Origin of the sequence: Egicoccus sp. AB-alg2 (assembly GCF_041821065.1) — a bacterium.
Classification (GTDB): domain Bacteria; phylum Actinomycetota; class Nitriliruptoria; order Nitriliruptorales; family Nitriliruptoraceae; genus Egicoccus.
Genome location: NZ_JBGUAX010000006.1, coordinates 205090 through 220861 on the forward strand (window position 1 = coordinate 205090; position 15772 = coordinate 220861).

General features: G+C 72.0%; 13 protein-coding genes. 5 read left to right on the forward strand and 8 right to left on the reverse strand.

Features of this window, described 5'->3' with window-relative positions:
• Nucleotides 1–129 precede the first annotated feature (129 nt).
• The gene (locus tag ACERM0_RS13240) at nt 130–564 is read left to right on the forward strand and encodes a very short patch repair endonuclease (RefSeq protein WP_373679258.1); all 435 of its coding nucleotides are present in this window, start codon (nt 130–132) and stop codon (nt 562–564) included.
• On the opposite strand, the gene ACERM0_RS13245 is transcribed toward ACERM0_RS13240, so the two are convergent.
• The 3 genes from ACERM0_RS13245 to ACERM0_RS13255 all read right to left on the reverse strand — a co-directional run bounded on the left by ACERM0_RS13245 (nt 540) and on the right by ACERM0_RS13255 (nt 5515).
• Complete coding sequence (locus ACERM0_RS13245; RefSeq protein ID WP_373679082.1) at nt 540–1319, reverse strand: hypothetical protein; 780 nt, start codon at nt 1317–1319, stop codon at nt 540–542. The genes ACERM0_RS13240 and ACERM0_RS13245 overlap by 25 nt on opposite strands.
• 28 nt (nt 1320–1347) lie before the next feature.
• Nucleotides 1348–2517, reverse strand: a complete 1170-nt coding sequence (locus tag ACERM0_RS13250) for a DNA cytosine methyltransferase (RefSeq protein WP_373679083.1) — start codon at nt 2515–2517, stop codon at nt 1348–1350.
• Between the two features lie 193 nt (nt 2518–2710).
• Nucleotides 2711–5515 (reverse strand): vitamin B12-dependent ribonucleotide reductase, encoded by a 2805-nt coding sequence (locus ACERM0_RS13255; protein WP_373679084.1) that lies wholly within the window; start codon nt 5513–5515, stop codon nt 2711–2713.
• Nucleotides 5516–6015: 500 nt separating this feature from the next.
• Between ACERM0_RS13255 and ACERM0_RS13260 the strand changes: the two genes are divergently transcribed.
• Nucleotides 6016–6546 (forward strand): hypothetical protein, encoded by a 531-nt coding sequence (locus tag ACERM0_RS13260; protein WP_373679085.1) that lies wholly within the window; start codon nt 6016–6018, stop codon nt 6544–6546.
• A gap of 83 nt (nt 6547–6629) precedes the next feature.
• Here ACERM0_RS13260 and ACERM0_RS13265 read toward each other — a convergent pair whose 3' ends face one another.
• On the reverse strand, nt 6630–7991 hold the full coding sequence (locus ACERM0_RS13265; protein WP_373679086.1) for an ANTAR domain-containing protein: 1362 nt from the start codon (nt 7989–7991) through the stop codon (nt 6630–6632).
• Between the two features lie 181 nt (nt 7992–8172).
• On the opposite strand from ACERM0_RS13265, the gene ACERM0_RS13270 reads away from it, so the two are divergent.
• A complete protein-coding gene (locus tag ACERM0_RS13270; RefSeq protein WP_373679087.1) occupies nt 8173–9396 on the forward strand; it encodes an AI-2E family transporter in 1224 nt (407 codons plus the stop codon).
• Nucleotides 9397–9777: 381 nt separating this feature from the next.
• Nucleotides 9778–10947: an S-layer homology domain-containing protein gene (locus tag ACERM0_RS13275; protein ID WP_373679088.1), complete on the forward strand. Its 1170-nt coding sequence runs from the start codon at nt 9778–9780 to the stop codon at nt 10945–10947.
• Nucleotides 10948–10999: 52 nt separating this feature from the next.
• Here the strand turns inward: ACERM0_RS13275 and ACERM0_RS13280 are convergent, their stop codons facing one another.
• Complete coding sequence (locus tag ACERM0_RS13280) at nt 11000–12373, reverse strand: amidase (protein WP_373679089.1); 1374 nt, start codon at nt 12371–12373, stop codon at nt 11000–11002.
• Nucleotides 12374–12692: 319 nt separating this feature from the next.
• Here ACERM0_RS13280 and ACERM0_RS13285 point away from each other — a divergent pair, with 319 nt between their 5' ends.
• Complete coding sequence (locus ACERM0_RS13285; RefSeq protein ID WP_373679090.1) at nt 12693–13544, forward strand: GNAT family N-acetyltransferase; 852 nt, start codon at nt 12693–12695, stop codon at nt 13542–13544.
• Nucleotides 13545–13547: 3 nt separating this feature from the next.
• Here the strand turns inward: ACERM0_RS13285 and ACERM0_RS13290 are convergent, their stop codons facing one another.
• From ACERM0_RS13290 to ACERM0_RS13300, 3 genes are all read right to left on the reverse strand, one after another.
• On the reverse strand, nt 13548–14423 hold the full coding sequence (locus tag ACERM0_RS13290) for a putative RNA methyltransferase (protein ID WP_373679091.1): 876 nt from the start codon (nt 14421–14423) through the stop codon (nt 13548–13550).
• The gene (locus ACERM0_RS13295; RefSeq protein WP_373679092.1) at nt 14416–14793 is read right to left on the reverse strand and encodes a nuclear transport factor 2 family protein; all 378 of its coding nucleotides are present in this window, start codon (nt 14791–14793) and stop codon (nt 14416–14418) included. The genes ACERM0_RS13290 and ACERM0_RS13295 overlap by 8 nt, the downstream gene beginning before the upstream one ends.
• Nucleotides 14794–14871: 78 nt before the next feature.
• The gene (locus ACERM0_RS13300; RefSeq protein WP_373679093.1) at nt 14872–15747 is read right to left on the reverse strand and encodes a hypothetical protein; all 876 of its coding nucleotides are present in this window, start codon (nt 15745–15747) and stop codon (nt 14872–14874) included.
• Nucleotides 15748–15772: the final 25 nt, after the last annotated feature.

Here is a 15772-nt window from a genome sequence, read left to right on the forward strand (position 1 = left end):
TCGGGCGATCAGCAGTTGCCTGCGCGAGCCGATAACGTTCTTGGGTGCGGTGGCGGGTTGGGAGCGAGTGTGGGCTATCGCCAAACGGACTCCGACGGACACGGCGCCCCCAGCTTGGCTTCGAACTCGCTGCCAGCCTCATCCGACGCTGTCCGGCGCCGCTTCCAACGGCAGCGAAGGGCGAGCACGAAGCCGGAGATGCTGATCCGGAGGAAGCTGCACCGCAGGGGATGGCGATATCGCGTCGACACTGCGCCACTCGCGACCTATCGGCGACGGCGCGCTGACATCGTGTTCACACGGCTTCGCGTCGCCGTCTTCGTCGATGGCTGCTTCTGGCACTCCTGCCCCGACCACGCGACGCGTCCCAAGGCGAACGCCGAGTGGTGGCGTGCGAAGCTGCAGGCGAACGTTGAGAGGGATCGCGACACCGACGCACGCCTCCGGGAAGCGGGCTGGGAGGTCGTGCGAATCTGGGAGCACGAGCCCGCGGAAGATGCCGTCGAGCGCATCGAGCGCATCCTGATCGCGCGTCGGGATCAGTCGTCTTCGGGGGCCACGTAATCGATGGACTTCCCAGCCGCTTCGTAACGCTGGACGGCCCATCGGTCGACGACTTTTCCCAGAGTCAACGTGGTCTCAACACGTGGGCGTCCGCGATGCGGCGGAGCGTCATGGACATCAAGGAATCGAACGGCGCCCCGTTGAGCCTCGTCCTCGGGGTCGCCGGGGACGTAGAGCGCGATAGCCGCCGCATCGCATCGGGCCAGCTGGCTCGGCAGCGTGGGATCGAGGCGCCCAGTACGCGCACGCAGGTGCGCGACCGCGCGGGCGAAGGACGAGGCGCCGCTCTTCTTGTCTTGCGTGCTCGCCAGCGGCAGGAAAAAGAGACCGACGAGGAATGCCTGCGGCTGGTAGCCGTGGATTGCGCTGACCTCGGCCTGGAGCTCGTAGGTTCGCCCCGTGAGGTTCTTGTCGAAGTTTCCGCTCGTGGCATCGCGAAAGTTCATGCCCTTGAGGCTGACTCCGAGCTGCAAGCCGGTGGCGAGTGTCGACGCGATCACGTCGACGCGCTTCTGGTCGCCTCCGGCGACGAAGGTCAGCGACTCCCGACCGCTGCCGTCGGGGTTCGGTCGAACCTCGAACTTGCTCCAGACGGGGTGTCGTGCCACCGACTTGGCGACCATCACCGCACAGGCGTCGGCAAACCGGTTGCTCCAGTTGTTCTTGTCCGCGCGTGTGCCGTCGAAAGGCCGCTCTCCGGCGGCGTCCAAGGCCGCCACCATGTCCGGCGACGGTTCGAGCTCCGCCCACTTCACAATGCGCCCCTGTCCATGGGCGCGAAGCCTAGGCGGACCGCGTGTCACCCGTCAGGGGCAGCGACGGATCGAGCGCGTCGACGTGCCTCTTCGCATCGAGGACGAAATCCTCGACGAACCGCAGCCGGCTCCGCGCTGCGCGGTTCAGGAAGCCCATGGTGGCCCGGCGACTGAGTGGCGGGGCGGCCTCCAGATCGACGAGATCCGCCAGGTGCGTGTAGGGCCGGCGGACCGGCCAGGTCGACACGTTCATCTGGAAGGTCTCGCCGTCCGCGCCCCACGCGGCCGCCGGCCAGCGGACCTCGCTGCGTGGATTCGATGCCTCGGCAAGCCACTCCCCGGGCGTCTCGAGCCGGCTGGCCAGCCAGTCCGCCACGACAGTCGTAACCGCATTGCCGACGAGCTTCCACCGCGGACCGTTCTTCGTGCCTGAGGCGACCGCCTGCGTCCAGCCCCGTGGAAAGCCCTGCAACTGCTCAGCTTCCTCGATGCTTGGAACTACAAGCCGGCGTCCCTCCGGATTGGCTGGCGCCCAAATCGCCGGCGGTGAAGCGATGCCGACGCCCGAACCACCCTTGAGCGGCGGCACGGCGTCGGGAGCCCATCCCAGCCCGCCGAGTCCCTCCGTCCAGTAGAAGCCGACGGCATCATCCCGGTAGTAGTCGTCCCCCGGCTCGCCAGCGTCGTCGGCGAACAGAACGCTCCTGGGATCCTCGGTGCGAGAAGCCACGAACAGGACTCGGTGGCGGCGCTGCGGAACCCCGCCGAAGCGGGAGTCGACGAGCCGGTAGGCCCACCGGAACCCGAGCCGCTCCAACTCGCCCGTGAGGAACCGCATGGCCTCACCCTTGTCGAGCCAGAGCATGTTGCGGACGTTCTCGAGCACCAGCCAGGTCGCGTCAGACTGGTCGAGCAGACGGAAGACCTCGCGCACGACGCCGGAGTGCTCGCCGTGAATACCTGCGGTGCGCCCGGCCTGTGAGAGGTCGGTGCACGGGAAGCCGGCGTTAACGACATCGACCGACGGGAGCGACTTGATGTCGCGAACGTCACCGACAAGGGGCACCCCTGGGAAGCGGTCGGCCAACACCTTCTGCGACGGCTCCCACGAGTCCGCCAGGAGTGTCGTCTCGTGGCCACGCTCATGGAAGGGCAGCTCAATGCCGCCGATCCCTGCAAACAGCCCTGCTACACGCATGCTCGTACCCCGTGATCGTCGGATGCAGCGGGGGGCGTGGGCTCGCGGCCGACCATGTTGGGCGGGACCTCCGCACTGGCTGGGCCAGTGGAGCGACAGGGTGCGACATCGCCGCTCTCGACCTCACCGTTCCTGTGGAAGAGGACGCCGGAGGCGCTTCCGCGGAAGCGCCCCCGGCCAGACATCGTTCGACTCAGCTGCAGCCGCTGGTGGTGCCGCAGCTCTCGCAGACGTGGCAAGCGCCGGCGCGCTTCATCTTGATGCCGCACTCGAAGCACATCGGGGCGTCGTGGTCGACCGGCACGCTGCCCGCCTCCAGCTTCGGCAGCGGCGCTGCCGCCTGGACCGCCTCGGCCGTCGGAGCTTTCGGCACCGCGGGCTCCTCGTGGCCGGCGCCCTCGTCGAGCATCCGGGTGCGCTCCTCGAGGGTGAAGATGCCCAGCGCCTCGCGCTTCTCGTAGGGCAGGTACTCGATGGCGAGCTTGCGGGCCAGGTAGTCCACGATCGACGTGGAGAAGCGGATCTCCTCGTCGTCGGTCATCCCGGCCGGCTCGAAGCGCATGTTCATGAACTTCGAGACGTAGCTCTCCAGCGGCACGCCGTACTGCAGACCGATCGACACGCTGATCGCGAACGCGTCCAGTAGACCGGACAGCGTCGAGCCCTGCTTGCCGAGCTTGACGAACACCTCGCCGAGCCCGTCGCCCGGGTACTCACCGGCGGTGATGTAGCCCTTGGCGTCGCCGACCCGGAACGAGATCGTCTGCGACGGACGGGTCTTCGGCAGCTTGCGCCGCATCGGCACGTGGCTGACCTCGGCCGCGACCGGCGCGTCCGCCTGCTTCTCCTCCTTCTTGGAGACGCTCAGCGGCTGCGCCACCTTGCAGTTGTCGCGGTAGATCGCGATCGCCTTGATGCCCAGCTTCCAGGCGTCGTAGTGCAGCTGCTCGACGTCCTCCACTGAAGCTTCTTCAGGAAGGTTGACCGTCTTCGAGATGGCGCCGCTGATGAACGGCTGCGCCGCGGCCATCATCCCGACGTGACCCATGTAGTGGATCGCGTCGTCGCCCATGGCACACTGGAACACCTTGGTGTGCTCCTCGCGCAGCGCCGGCGCGCCGTGGATCGTCTTGTTCTCGTCGATGTAGGCGACGATCGCCTCGATCTGCTCGCCCGTGTAGCCCAGGTGCTCCAGCGCCTGTGGCACCGTGCGGTTCACGATCGCCATGGAGCCGCCACCGACCAGCTTCTTCATCTTCACGAGCCCGAGGTCGGGCTCGATGCCGGTCGTGTCGCAGTCCATCATCAGGCCGATGGTGCCGGTCGGCGCCAGCACGGACGCCTGCGCGTTGCGGAAGCCGTGCTTCTCGCCCAGCTTCAGGGCCTCGTCCCACGACGCACGCGCGGCGTTCAGCAGGTCCTTCGGCACCGGCCGCGGGTCGATGTCCTCGACCGCGTCACGGTGCTTGCCGATGACCCGCAGCATCGGCTGCTCGTTCTTCTTGTAGCCGGCGAACGGGCCGGTCACCCGCGCGATCTCCGCGGAGGTCCGGTAGGCGTGACCGGTCATCAGGGCGGTCAGCGCCCCGCACCACGCGCGGCCCTCGTCGGAGTCGTAGGGCAGCCCGATCGACATCAGCAGCCCGCCGAGGTTGGCGTAGCCCAGGCCCAGCTGGCGGTAGGCGATCGCGTTCTCGCCGATGGCCTGGGTCGGGTAGCTGGAGAACCCGACGATGATCTCCTGCGCGGTGAAGACCACCTCGACGGCGCGCTTGTACGCCTCGACGTCGAACCGGCCGGCGTCGTAGTCGTAGAACTTCTTGAGGTTCAGCGACGCGAGGTTGCAGGCCGAGTTGTCGAGGTGCATGTACTCGCTGCACGGGTTGGAGCCGTTGATGCGGCCCGACTCCGGCGTGGTGTGCCAGTCGTTGATCGTCGAGTCGTACTGCAGGCCCGGGTCGGCGCACTCCCAGGCGGCCTGCGAGATCTGGCGCATGACGTCACGGGCGGACTTGCGCTCCACCACCTCGCCGGTGGTGACCGCGCGCAACTCGTAGTCGCGGTCCTCCTCGTACGCCTTCATGAACTCGTCGGTGACCCGCACCGAGTTGTTGGCGTTCTGGTACTGGATCGAGGCGTAGTCCTCGCCGTCGAGGTCCATGTCGAAGCCCGCCTCGCGCAGGACGCGGATCTTCTTCTCCTCGCGGGCCTTGGTCCAGACGAACTCCTCGATGTCGGGGTGGTCGACGTTGAGGATCACCATCTTGGCCGCGCGACGGGTCTTGCCGCCCGACTTGATCGTCCCGGCCGAGGCGTCGGCGCCACGCATGAACGACACCGGGCCGGACGCCTCGCCACCGCCCTTGAGGATCTCCTTGGACGAGCGGATCGACGACAGGTTGATGCCGGCGCCCGAGCCGCCCTTGAAGATCGTGCCCTCCTCGACGTACCAGTTGAGGATGGACGACATCGTGTCCTCGACGGACAGGATGAAGCACGCCGAGCACTGCGGCGTCTCCTCGACGCCGACGTTGAACCACACCGGCGAGTTGAAGGCCGCCTTCTGGTTGACCAGCAGGTGCTTGAGCTCGGCGACGAAGACCTCGGCCGACTCCTCGTCGGTGAAGTAGCCGCCCTGGACGCCCCAGCGGCCGATGGTGTCGGCGACGCGGTCGATCATCTGCCGCACCGAGCGCTCGCGCTCCGGCGTGCCGAGCGTGCCGCGGAAGTACTTCTGCGCCACGATCGTGGTCGCGATCATCGACCAGGACGCCGGGAACTCCACGCCGCGCTGCTCGAACGAGACCGACTGGTCGCGCCAGTTGGTGATGACCGCGTCGCGCAGCTCCCACTCGAGCTCGTCGTACGGGTGCACGCCCGGCTTGGTGAAGAACCGTTCGAACTTCAGGCCCGCCTTGCGGCCCTGCTTCACCACGCGCAGGGCCTGGCCCGGTGCGTCGGTGGTGATGGTCGTGTCGTCCGCGGTGGTCTCCGCCATCGGGCGTGCTCCTTCTCTTGCGGTTCGGACCCCAGCATCCCCCGGGGCTGTGACGTGTCGTCGAGGTCCGGCCTTGCGTGTCTGGACGGTGGAACTACACGCGTGTGACCGAGGGCTCACTGAAGCGTCCGAGGCGACCGTACGCAAGCAACTCGACCTCGCGCCCGACATCGGAATACACAACCGATAGTGGCCCTAGTGGGAACGCCACCACAAGATGTGGTGTTCCCACAGGGAGTGCGTCGGTCGGTCCCAAGGTTTCGCACAGCCAGCGCCGCGGTTGTCCACAGGCCCGTCCACCGCTTGCCGTCGTTGCACAGCGCGCAGGACGCGCGCGCCGTCCGCCGGGTCGGACGAGGCGGTGTCGGCCCGCGCCGTCGCTGCGCAGGCTGTGATGACGCGGCCCCCGCGGACCGTCCGGACCCGTACCGCGGTGCGACGCGCCGACCGTTCGCCGTCCCGTCCGCCGCCCGCTGCTCCGCTCGACGCGAGGGCTCGCCATGACGACCACCCCGGACGCCGCGGACTCGTCCTCCCCCTCGCCGGACAAGGCCGATCCGCTCACGCCCGAGCAGCACCTCCACCTCGCCGTCGCCCTGTTCAACCGGGCCTGGGAGCTGCTGGAGACCCCCGGCCGCGGCCCCGACGCGGACGACGAGATGCTGCACACCGCCCACGCCTCGCGGCTGCACTGGGCGGCCGCCGGCGGTGACGCGATGCGCCTGGCGACCGGCGAGTGGCAGTGCTCGCGGGTCTATGCCGAACTCGGCCGCGCCGAGCCCGCGACGTGGCACGCCCGCCGCACGCTGGCGATCTGCCTCGCCAACGGCCTCGGCGGCTTCCTCGAGGGTGCGGCGCACGAGGCGGTCGCCCGGGCAGGCCTGCTCGCCGGTGACCTCGACACCGTGCGCGTGCACCTCGGCCAGGCCCGGGCCATCGCCGCCGAGGTCGAGGACGACGAGGACCGCGCGATCCTGGAGTCCGACCTCGACGAGCTCGACGTCGAGGTGGCACGCCGCGACACGGACTGACGCCGGGGCCGCACCGCAGCACGGACGGGCGCGGGGCCGCACCCGCCCGGCCCCGCAACGTCGCAATTTCGCGGTTCGCAGCCTCAGTCGTCCAGGCGCCGCCACGTGACCAGCAGGCCGTCGCCGAGGCGGGCCGCGGCCGCGCAGTAGTCGTGCTCCTCCTCGGTGCCGTCGACCAACTCCTGGGCGGTCACCCGGTCGAGGTGGACCGTGCGCCCGGTCTCCAGCACGTCGAGGAAGGTGGTGAACAGCACGCGGCTGGCCGTGCGCGGATACAGCTCCAGCACGGTGTGCCCGACGATCTGGTCGGCCGGCGCGGTCTCGCCCTCGCACGCCGTGCGGTTGAGGAAGGCGATCGTGAAGTCGACGACCGTGCCGCGCTGGTCGCGGACCGGGAACAGCACGAACAGCGGGACCACCACCGCGTCCAGGGCCGCGCGGAACCAGCGCGTGTGCAGCACGTCGACGGCGACCTGGGGCAGCTCGGCGTCGTCACCGCGCAGCAGCCGCAGGAACGGTCCCACGGTCTGGTCGGCGACCTCGACCAGGCGGGCGGCGTCGCCCTCGTCGAAGCGGCGCGGCTCGAGCCACGACATGCCGAGCACCCCGACGGTGCGGTCTCCGACCTTCAACGGGACGCTGGCCTGCGCCTCGAAGACGCGCGGCATGCTCCGGCTGAGCGGGAACCGCTCCGCGCGGGTGTTGAAGTCCTCCAGCAGCACCGGCGTGTGCGTGCGGGCGGCGGCGACCAGCGGCACGTCGACCGACGGCGGGATGCGGTGCCAGGCCGACATCATCTGCTGGTCGTAGCCGGTGCCGGCGATCAGCCGCACGGCACCGTCGGGCTCGATGGCCGCCAGCAGCACCGCGTTCGGTGCCAGTTGCGCGGCCGCCTCGTAGGCGACGATGTGCACCAGCTCGTCGAGGTCCAGCGCCGCCTCCAGCGCCACCCCGGCCAAGCGGCGGTCCGCGTCGCGGGCGTCCAGCGGCTCGCCCTGCGGCGCCGCGTCTTCGAGGAGATCGAGGTCGAACTCGCCGCCCGTCGCCACCGGATGGCGGGCCGTGATGGTCGCGGCGACGACCGCCGCCGCCACCCGGATCAGCTTCTGGTTGGAACGTTGCGAGTGGTCGACCAGCCGCTCGAACGCCTGGTCCGGCGTGCAGCCGTTGCGGGCCATCAGCACGCCCTTGGCCTGCTCGATCACGGCCCGGTGCCGCAGGGCGGTGCGAAGCCCGTCGTTGTCGGCACGCAGGCGGGCGACGGTGCGCTCCAGCGCCTGCAGGCCGACGGCCGGGACACCCTCGGCGTCGACGTCCTCGGCCACGCACCCCGGGTCCGTGGGCAGCCCGTCACCGACCTCGACGTCGGGCGCCGGCGGCGACGCCTGGACCCCATTGGGCGCCGTGTCGACGGTCGCCTCCGAGGGCGTGGCGCTCTGCCTCATCGCGCTGCGAACCCCTCCAGGTCCTGCGACGCGTCCGCACACGCCGCCGGTCGGGCGCGGAGCATAGGCCCGCACCCCGAGCGCTGGTCAATCGTCCAGCGGCGGGTGGGCGGTCAGTGAGCGTGTCTCGCCGGTCCGCGCGCCTAGTCTTCGCCTCCCGCCTCACCCTGCAGGGACCGCCGTGACCGACGACGCCCACTCCCAGGCGCGGCCGCCGTCGGACGCGGCCTCGCCGCCCGAGCGCGACCGGGTCCCGTCCTGGCTGCTGACCGTCTCCGCCTGGGGCTGGCGGCTGCTGATCCTGTTGGTCGGCGCGGCCGCGATCCTCTACGTGCTGACCACGCTGGCCCTGGTCACGCTGCCGGTCATCATCGCGCTCATCCTGGCGACGCTGTGCGTCCAACCGGCGCGCGCGTTGGAACGGCGCGGGCTGCCCCGGGCCGGTGCCGCCCTCGTCGTGGTCGGCGGCGCACTGCTCGCCATCGTCGCCCTGATCGCCGCGCTGACGCCGCCGTTCGTCACGCAGGTGCAGGAGCTGCGCCCGACCGTGCTGGAAGCGGTCGACACGCTGTTCGAACTGCTCGAGACCAGTCCGCTGGGCTGGGACCGCGACGAGGTGGTCGGGTTCATCCAGCAGGGCACCGAGGCGCTGCAGGAGCGTGGCGGCGAGGTCGCCGGACAGGTACTGACCGGTGCGGCGGCGATCGTGCAGGGCGTCGCCGCGCTGGTGCTGGCCCTCGTCCTGCTGTTCTTCTTCGTCAAGGACGGCGAGCAGATCGTCGCGTGGGTCATCGCCCGCAGTCCGGCCGACCACCGCGACACCGTCCGCGCGGTCGGTCGCCGGGCGTGGGCGGCGCTGTCCGGGTTCGTGCGCGGCACGGCCGCGGTCGCACTCATCGACGCGGTCGGCATCGGTGTCGGTCTCGCGATCGTGGGCGTGCCCCTGGTGCTGCCGATCGCGGTGTTGGTGTTCCTCGGCGGGTTCATCCCCGTGATCGGCGCGTTCCTGACCGGTCTCCTGGCCGTGCTGGTGGCGCTGGCCGCCGGCGGGGTGCAGCAGGCCCTGATCGTGCTGGCCATCGTCGTGGCCGTGCAGCAGATCGAATCCAATGTCCTGCAACCGGTCATCATGCGCCGGGCCGTGTCCCTGCACCCGGTCGTGATCCTGGGGGCCCTGACCGCCGGCGCGGCGCTGATCGGCGTCATCGGGGCCTTCCTCGCCGTGCCGATCGCGGCCGTGCTGTCCGCCGTCGGCAACGAACTGCGCCTGCGCGCCGAGGCCGCCGCGGAGGTGGACCCGGCCTCGGACGCGGCACCGGACGCGGCGGCGGGTGCGGACACCGAACCGCCGGGTGACGCGCCGCTGGGCCCGACCGACGCCCCCGTCCCCACCGACGAGCTGTAGGGGCATGACGTGCCGTCAGATGGAACGAAGATGACGGCCGAGTCGACGAGGCGGCGGCGCACCCCGGCCGCCTGGACGGACTAGACCCGGTCGCACGGCCGGGGACGAACGTCCCACTTCACCGCGCAGTTCCCGTCGGGCGCACTTCGCCCGAGGACGCGACGGTACTTCAGACAGGGGCTTGACTCCCCGACCGTTCTACCGGGGGATCGGCCACTGTCCGCTCCCCCGTTTCGCTGCCCGGCCGTGTCCGAGGTCGGGCAGCGCGGCGTGCGGAGAGCCCGCGCGCAACCGCGTCCGAGAACAGCGAGAGGGTTGTCGGCCGCGGGGCATCGGCCTGTTCGGCGATGCCGTCCTCTGCTCCCGATCAAGGGGAACCACTTGCGACGCACGCCCATTCGCCAGCGGCTCGTCATCGTCGGACTGATGGTCGGCCTGCTGGCCACCATCGCCGGACCCGCCTTCGCGACCCCGCAGGTCCGCGATTTCGGACCACAGATCGACGCGTACGCCCGCTACGAGGGCCAGACCCGCTGCCTGTCCACCGAGCAGCCCGGTGTCCGTGACTTCCGCGCACTCCTCCAGCGCACCTACGGCGCCAACGGTGGCGGCATCCTCCGCAACTGCTCGCAAGGCGGCAAGAGCGAGCACAAGGAGGGCCGCGCCTACGACTGGATGCTGAACGCCAACAACGCCAGCGACCGGCGCAAGGCCGACGAGGTGCTCGGCTGGCTGCTCGCCACCGACGAGCACGGCAACCGCCACGCCATGGCCCGCCGGCTCGGCATCATGTACATCATCTGGAACCGCCAGGTCTGGAACGCCTACCGGCCCAACGAGGGCTGGCGTCCCTACACCGGCGCGAGCCCGCACACCGACCACATCCACTTCAGCTTCACCTGGGACGGTGCGCAGCGCAAGACGTCGTTCTGGACCGCTCCCGACGTCGGCCAGGCCCGCGTCGCGGCCGCTCCGGGGCCGTTCGCGGACATCCCGTCGAACTACCAGTTCGTCCGTCAGATCTCCTGGGCCGCGGACGTGAACCTCACCAAGGGCGTCGGCAACGGGACCCACTTCGCTCCGGTCCGCAACGTCACCCGCGGCCAGATGGCGACGTTCCTGTGGCGCATGATGGGCGAGCCGGCGGTCAGCACGCCGCACGGCTTCACCGACATCCCCTCCGGTGCGCACTACGAGCCCGCGCTGCGCTGGGCCGTCGCGGCCGACGTGATCCCGGTGTCCAGCTCGCGTGAGTTCAACGGCGAGTCGGCGGTGTCGCGCCGCCACATGGCCCTGTGGATGCATCGCCTCGCGGGTAGCCCCAAGCCGACCCAGCAGCACAGCTTCTCCGACGTGCCGCGGGGCGACGCCTACGACCGCGCCATCTCCTTCCTGTCGGAGTACAACATCACCCAGGGCGTGACCTCGACCGAGTACCGCCCGAAGTCGTCGGTGACCCGCCAGCAGATGACCGTGTTCCTCTACCGGTTCACCGGTCGCGCCAACGCCTGGCGCGAGGCCGACGCCGTGCCGGCCATCAAGCGCTGGTAGACCACCGCACCCCACCGTCACCGCGCCCGGCGCGGGTGGGCCACCTCGGCACCTACGAGGTCGGCACGCCCCAGCCGGGCGCGTGGCGCGTCCAGGGGCGCAGCCGTTCGAGCTCGGCGGCCACCGCCAGCACCAGGTCCTCGCGGCCGGGCGCGGCCACGACCTGCACCGACAGCGGCCGGCCCCGGTGCTCCCACATCGGGACCGCCGCGACCGGCACGTCGGCGAGGTTGAAGGCCGGCGTGAGCGGGTAGGCCGCCACGGTCGCGGCGAGGTTGGCCGTCCAGCCCGCCCGGTGCCAGGCCCGTGCCGGCAACGGGTCGCGTGCGAGGGTCGGCAGCAGCAGCACGTCGTGCTGCTCGAACAGGCCCGCCAGCCGGTCGCGGAAACGTTGCGCCTGCTCGGGCGCGGCCGGGTAGCGCGAGCCGAGCGCCCGCCCGACGGCCACGTGCGCCCGGGTGCGGGGCTGCAACCTCGACTCGTCCAGCCCGAGCAGCTCGACGTCACGGGCGACCCCCTGCGTCCAGCGGGCCACGACGGCCGGGACGGTGGCGGGCTCGTAGGGCGGATCCGCGCGCATGACGGCGTGGCCCGCGGCGCGCAGCAGCCGGCCCGCCTCCAGGGTGGGCTCGATCCAGTGGCGGGTGATGACCGTGCCCGGCGCAGGAGGCGCCCAGGACACCGCGACCTGCAGTGGTCGGGCGGCCTCGGTGACCTCGCGGTGGCGGTCGGTGCCGGCCATGACGTCGAGGAACAGCGCCGCGTCCGCGACCGTGGTGGCGAGCGGGCCGTAGCGGCTCATCCCGAACCAGTGGTGCTCACCGCCCTGGTGCTCCGGCAGCACGTCGGCACCGGGCTTGAGGCCGACCAGGCCGCAGGCGGCGGCCGGGATCCGCACCGAGCCGAGCCCGTCGGTCGCCACCGCCAGCGGCACGACCCCGGCGGCGACCGCCGCGGCCGACCCGCCGGAGGACCCACCCGCGGTGCGCGAGGGGTCCCACGGGCTCACGCTGACGCCGGCCGGGTCCTCGGAGGTGCCCCACGCCGACAGCTCCGGGCAGCGGGTCTTGCCGATCGGGATGGCGCCGGCCGCCCGCAGCCGTGCCACCACCTCGGCGTCCTGGCCGGCCGGTTCGCTGGAGGTCGCCTTGCTGCCGTGGCGGGTCGGCTCGCCGGCGAGGTCGGTGTTGTCCTTGACGGCGATCGGCACGCCGGCCAGCGGCAGGTCGGCCTTGTCGGCCCGGCCGTCGAGCGCTTCGGCCTCCTCGAGCGCGGCGCGCTGGCGCACGGACGCGAACGCGCCCAGCCGGTGCTCGACCTCGGCGAGGTGGTCGAGATGGGCGCGCACCAGTTCGACGGCGCTGACCTTGCCGTCGCGGACGGCCGCCGCCAGATCGCGTGCGCTGGTCCCGATCCACTGCTGCACCGTCGCCTCGTCCCGGTCCGGAGCCGGCCATCGCCGCCGACTGCCTCGCCAGCCACCCTAAGTGCCGGTACGCGCGGCGCCGGAGCGGGCCCGGCTGCCCGAGCAGTGGCCGCCGCCGGGCGCGGGTGCCTGTCGGACCGTCGGGCCGGGCGGGCCGGTGCGGGCCGGGCGGATATCCACGGCGAGCCCTGCGCCTGCGCCCGTGGCGCGGCGCGACGTGGTACCTGTACTGCCGCGGCCGCCTGCGGAGGCGGTGTCTCGCGGCCCCGACCCGAAGGGCGTCCCTGTGCCAGCCGACCGCCCGGAAGTCCATCTTCGCGTGCTCGTGCCCGACGACGCGGCATGGGTCGCCGACGTCGACCGTGCGACCGCCTCGCCGCTCGCGCGTGGCTACAACTGGGACGTGGAGAAGCTGGCCGCCGAACTCGACGAGGGCGTGTGGGCGTCCGACGAACGGTGGGGCTGGGCGATCGTGGTGGGCGGGACCCCGGGCGGGTTCACACTGGTCACCGGCCTGGACGGCGAGGACGCGCGGATGTCGATCCGCGTCTCGCCGCAGTTGCGGGGACGCGGCGTCGGCCGCGAGGTGCTGCGCCAACTGGCCGACCACCACTTCCAGGCCAACCCCGGCCTGCTCCGCCTGACCGGCCGCGCCCACGAGCACAACGTGCCGATGCAGCGCGCCTTCAACGCCGCCGGCTTCCGGATGGAGGCCCGCTACCGCGAGTCCTACCGTGCCACGGAGGACGGCCCGGCCGCCAACGAGTGGGGTTACGCGCTCACCCGCGGCGACTGGGACGCCGGGCGGCACCGCTTGGCGGGTCATGGCTACGACCTGCACGGGCTGTGGTTCGAGGTCGACCATGCCATCGAGGGACCGCCCGGGCACGGGCTGCAGTTCAAGTTCCTGCAGGAGGGCCGGCGCGCCATCGCCCGCTACGACGCCCACCGCATCTCCGAGGGCGAGCTGGCCGGCATCGTCGTAGACGACGTCATCCGCTACCGGTTCGTGCACACCGAGGAGCGCCGCACCGGGGCGGTCGAGGTGATCGGTCGCGGGCGCGCCCGGCTGCAGCGTCGCGGCGACGGCCGCCTCGAGGTGGTCGACGAGTGGTCCGACGACACCGGCGCGCACGGCCGCCGCGTGCTGGTCGAGCGCCGCGACACCTGAGCCTCAGCGGCGCCGGGCGAAACGGCTCACCTCCACCGCGATCGTGACCGGGGCCGTCTCGTCCAGGGCCGCCGCGCGTGCGCGGAGTTCCTCGCTCTCGACGTGATGTCCCGCCGGGCCCATGCCCGCCAGGGCGGCCGCGTCGGCGCGGTCGACGCGGACGGTGTCGCGGACCTCACGGGTGTCGAGGTGGTCGAGGTGCGGGTCGAGCTCGGCGTGCAACCGGTCGGCCTTGCCGGACTCGATCCGCAGCAGACCCAGCGGGCCGCGCAACTCGTGGAGGTGGTTCGGTGCCGGTGTGACGACCACCAACCGACCGCCGGGGACCAGCACGCGGGCGGTCTCCTCCGCGTTGCGGGGCGCGAAGACGGTCAGCACCGCGGCAGCGACCGCGTCCAGCAGCGGCCACGGCTGCCAGACGTCGGCGACGACGGCGGTGGTGTGGTCCGGGTCGGCGCGACCGGCCCGCTTCGCCGCCGCGACCGAGACGTCCATGGCGATGGCCTGCTGCCGCGCCAGCGCGTGTCGGACGGCGACGAGGTGGTGTGCGGTCCCGGCGCCGACCTCGACGAGCGCCCCGGCGGGCAGGTCGGTGCAGGCGGTGACCAGGGCCCCGGTGACGACGTCGAGGTGCCCGGCACCCAGCACGCGCTGGCGGGCGTCGAGCATCGCCGCGGTGTCGCCGGCCGACGCCTTGCGGCCGGCGAGCAGGTTGACGTAGCCCTGGCGGGCGACGTCGAACGCGTGGCCGGCCGCGCACCGCCACGTGCGGCCGTCACGGCGCAGCGGGGCGCCGCAGTGGGGGCATGCCAGCAGCGGCGCCGGCTCGCCTGCGTCGCTCCTGGCGGCGCGTCCCGCCGACGTGCCGGGATCACCCATCGGCGTCGCTGTGCCACCACTCGCGCAGGGCCGTGCAACGTCCGTGGTCGTCGATGCGGACCGCCAGCATCCCGTCGATGACCTGGCGGCCGCCGTCGACCTGCAACTCGGCACGGAAGTGCACGAACTGCTCGTCCGGTCCTGCCCCCAGCCAGGTGCAGGTGATCCGTCGTTCCTGCTGGCTGCTGGTGACGCGACGCCAGTAGTCCTCGACCGCAGCCCGCCCGGTCATCGGCGGCGTGAACGGCGTGACCTGGTAGGTGGCGTCGTCGGTGAACAGGGCGCCGGCGCCGGCGACGTCGGCGTCCTCCCAGGCGGTGCGGTAGGCCTCGACCCACTCGGCGACGACGGTCGTCGGCGTGTCGGACATCGGTGGCTCCTCAGGAGGCGTCGGCGGCCGTCGGCGCGGGGGCCGGCGAGCGCGGCGCCCCGGTGCCGTGAGCGTCCGTCAGGCCGGCGTCGTCGGCAACTTCTCCACGCCGATGTGCAGGGCCGACGACACGGCGTAGACGACGCCCTCCTCGTCGACCAGGGCACCGCGGGCGCGGACCTTGCGGCCGTCCACGTCGTCGAGGCGAGCGACCGTACGCAGCGGCTCCATCACTGGCGCGTCCCGGAACGCACGTAGGTGGTAGTGGGCCAGCAGCGCGCCCTCCCAGCCGTTGGCCTCCACCTCGTGCCAGGCGGACCACACGGTCGGACAGTCCAACACGGCGGACACCAGCAGCGGGTCGATGACGCCGCGCTCGTTGCCGAGCTCGTCGTCGCACACCCACGGGATGCTGATGCGTCCCTCACCGGCCCATGCCGGCAGGAGCTTCTGTGCGTGCGGGTGGCGCGGGTCGGCGCCGCACACGAAGCAGTGTGGGAACGGCGAGTCCGCCCGGCCCGGCGGGATCGGCACGGTCGCCAGCTCGACCAGGTCGTAGACCCGTGCGGCCGGGTCCTGGCCGGCCAGCTCGACCGTGGCGGCGACCAGCACCTGCTCGCCGTCGCGTGTCTCCACCTCGTAGCGGGCCGTGGTCGTCGTCGGGCGGACGGCCACCTGTAGCGTGCGGCCGAGCGGGGTCGGCGCGAACAGCCGCGCGTCCACGCTGGTCAGCGGGGCGTCGAAGCGGTCGACCGCCCGCGCGGCGTCGATGGCCACGCCGGCGGCGAACCCGCCCTGCAGGATCCCGTCCGGGCCGTCCAGGCCGTCGGGTACCTCGAGGTCGCGCACGAGCCAGCCGTCGACGACGGCGGTCTGCGCGCCGAGGCGGAGCCCGAGAGCGGCGGGGCCGACCGGGACGGGCGCGTCGACGGGGGTCAGGCGTGATCCGTTCATGGCCGCGACCCTAGCGCCGCGCCGG

Bases quoted from the DNA above. Each gene is read 5' to 3' on its own strand.
- ACERM0_RS13250 (WP_373679083.1), bottom strand. From the start codon at position 2,517: ATGCGTGTAGCAGGGCTGTTTGCAGGGATCGGCGGCATTGAGCTGCCC.
- ACERM0_RS13300 (WP_373679093.1), bottom strand. From the start codon at position 15,747: ATGAACGGATCACGCCTGACCCCCGTCGACGCGCCCGTCCCGGTCGGC.
- ACERM0_RS13290 (WP_373679091.1), bottom strand. From the start codon at position 14,423: ATGGGTGATCCCGGCACGTCGGCGGGACGCGCCGCCAGGAGCGACGCA.
- ACERM0_RS13260 (WP_373679085.1), top strand. From the start codon at position 6,016: ATGACGACCACCCCGGACGCCGCGGACTCGTCCTCCCCCTCGCCGGAC.
- ACERM0_RS13295 (WP_373679092.1), bottom strand. From the start codon at position 14,793: ATGTCCGACACGCCGACGACCGTCGTCGCCGAGTGGGTCGAGGCCTAC.
- ACERM0_RS13265 (WP_373679086.1), bottom strand. From the start codon at position 7,991: ATGAGGCAGAGCGCCACGCCCTCGGAGGCGACCGTCGACACGGCGCCC.
- ACERM0_RS13255 (WP_373679084.1), bottom strand. From the start codon at position 5,515: ATGGCGGAGACCACCGCGGACGACACGACCATCACCACCGACGCACCG.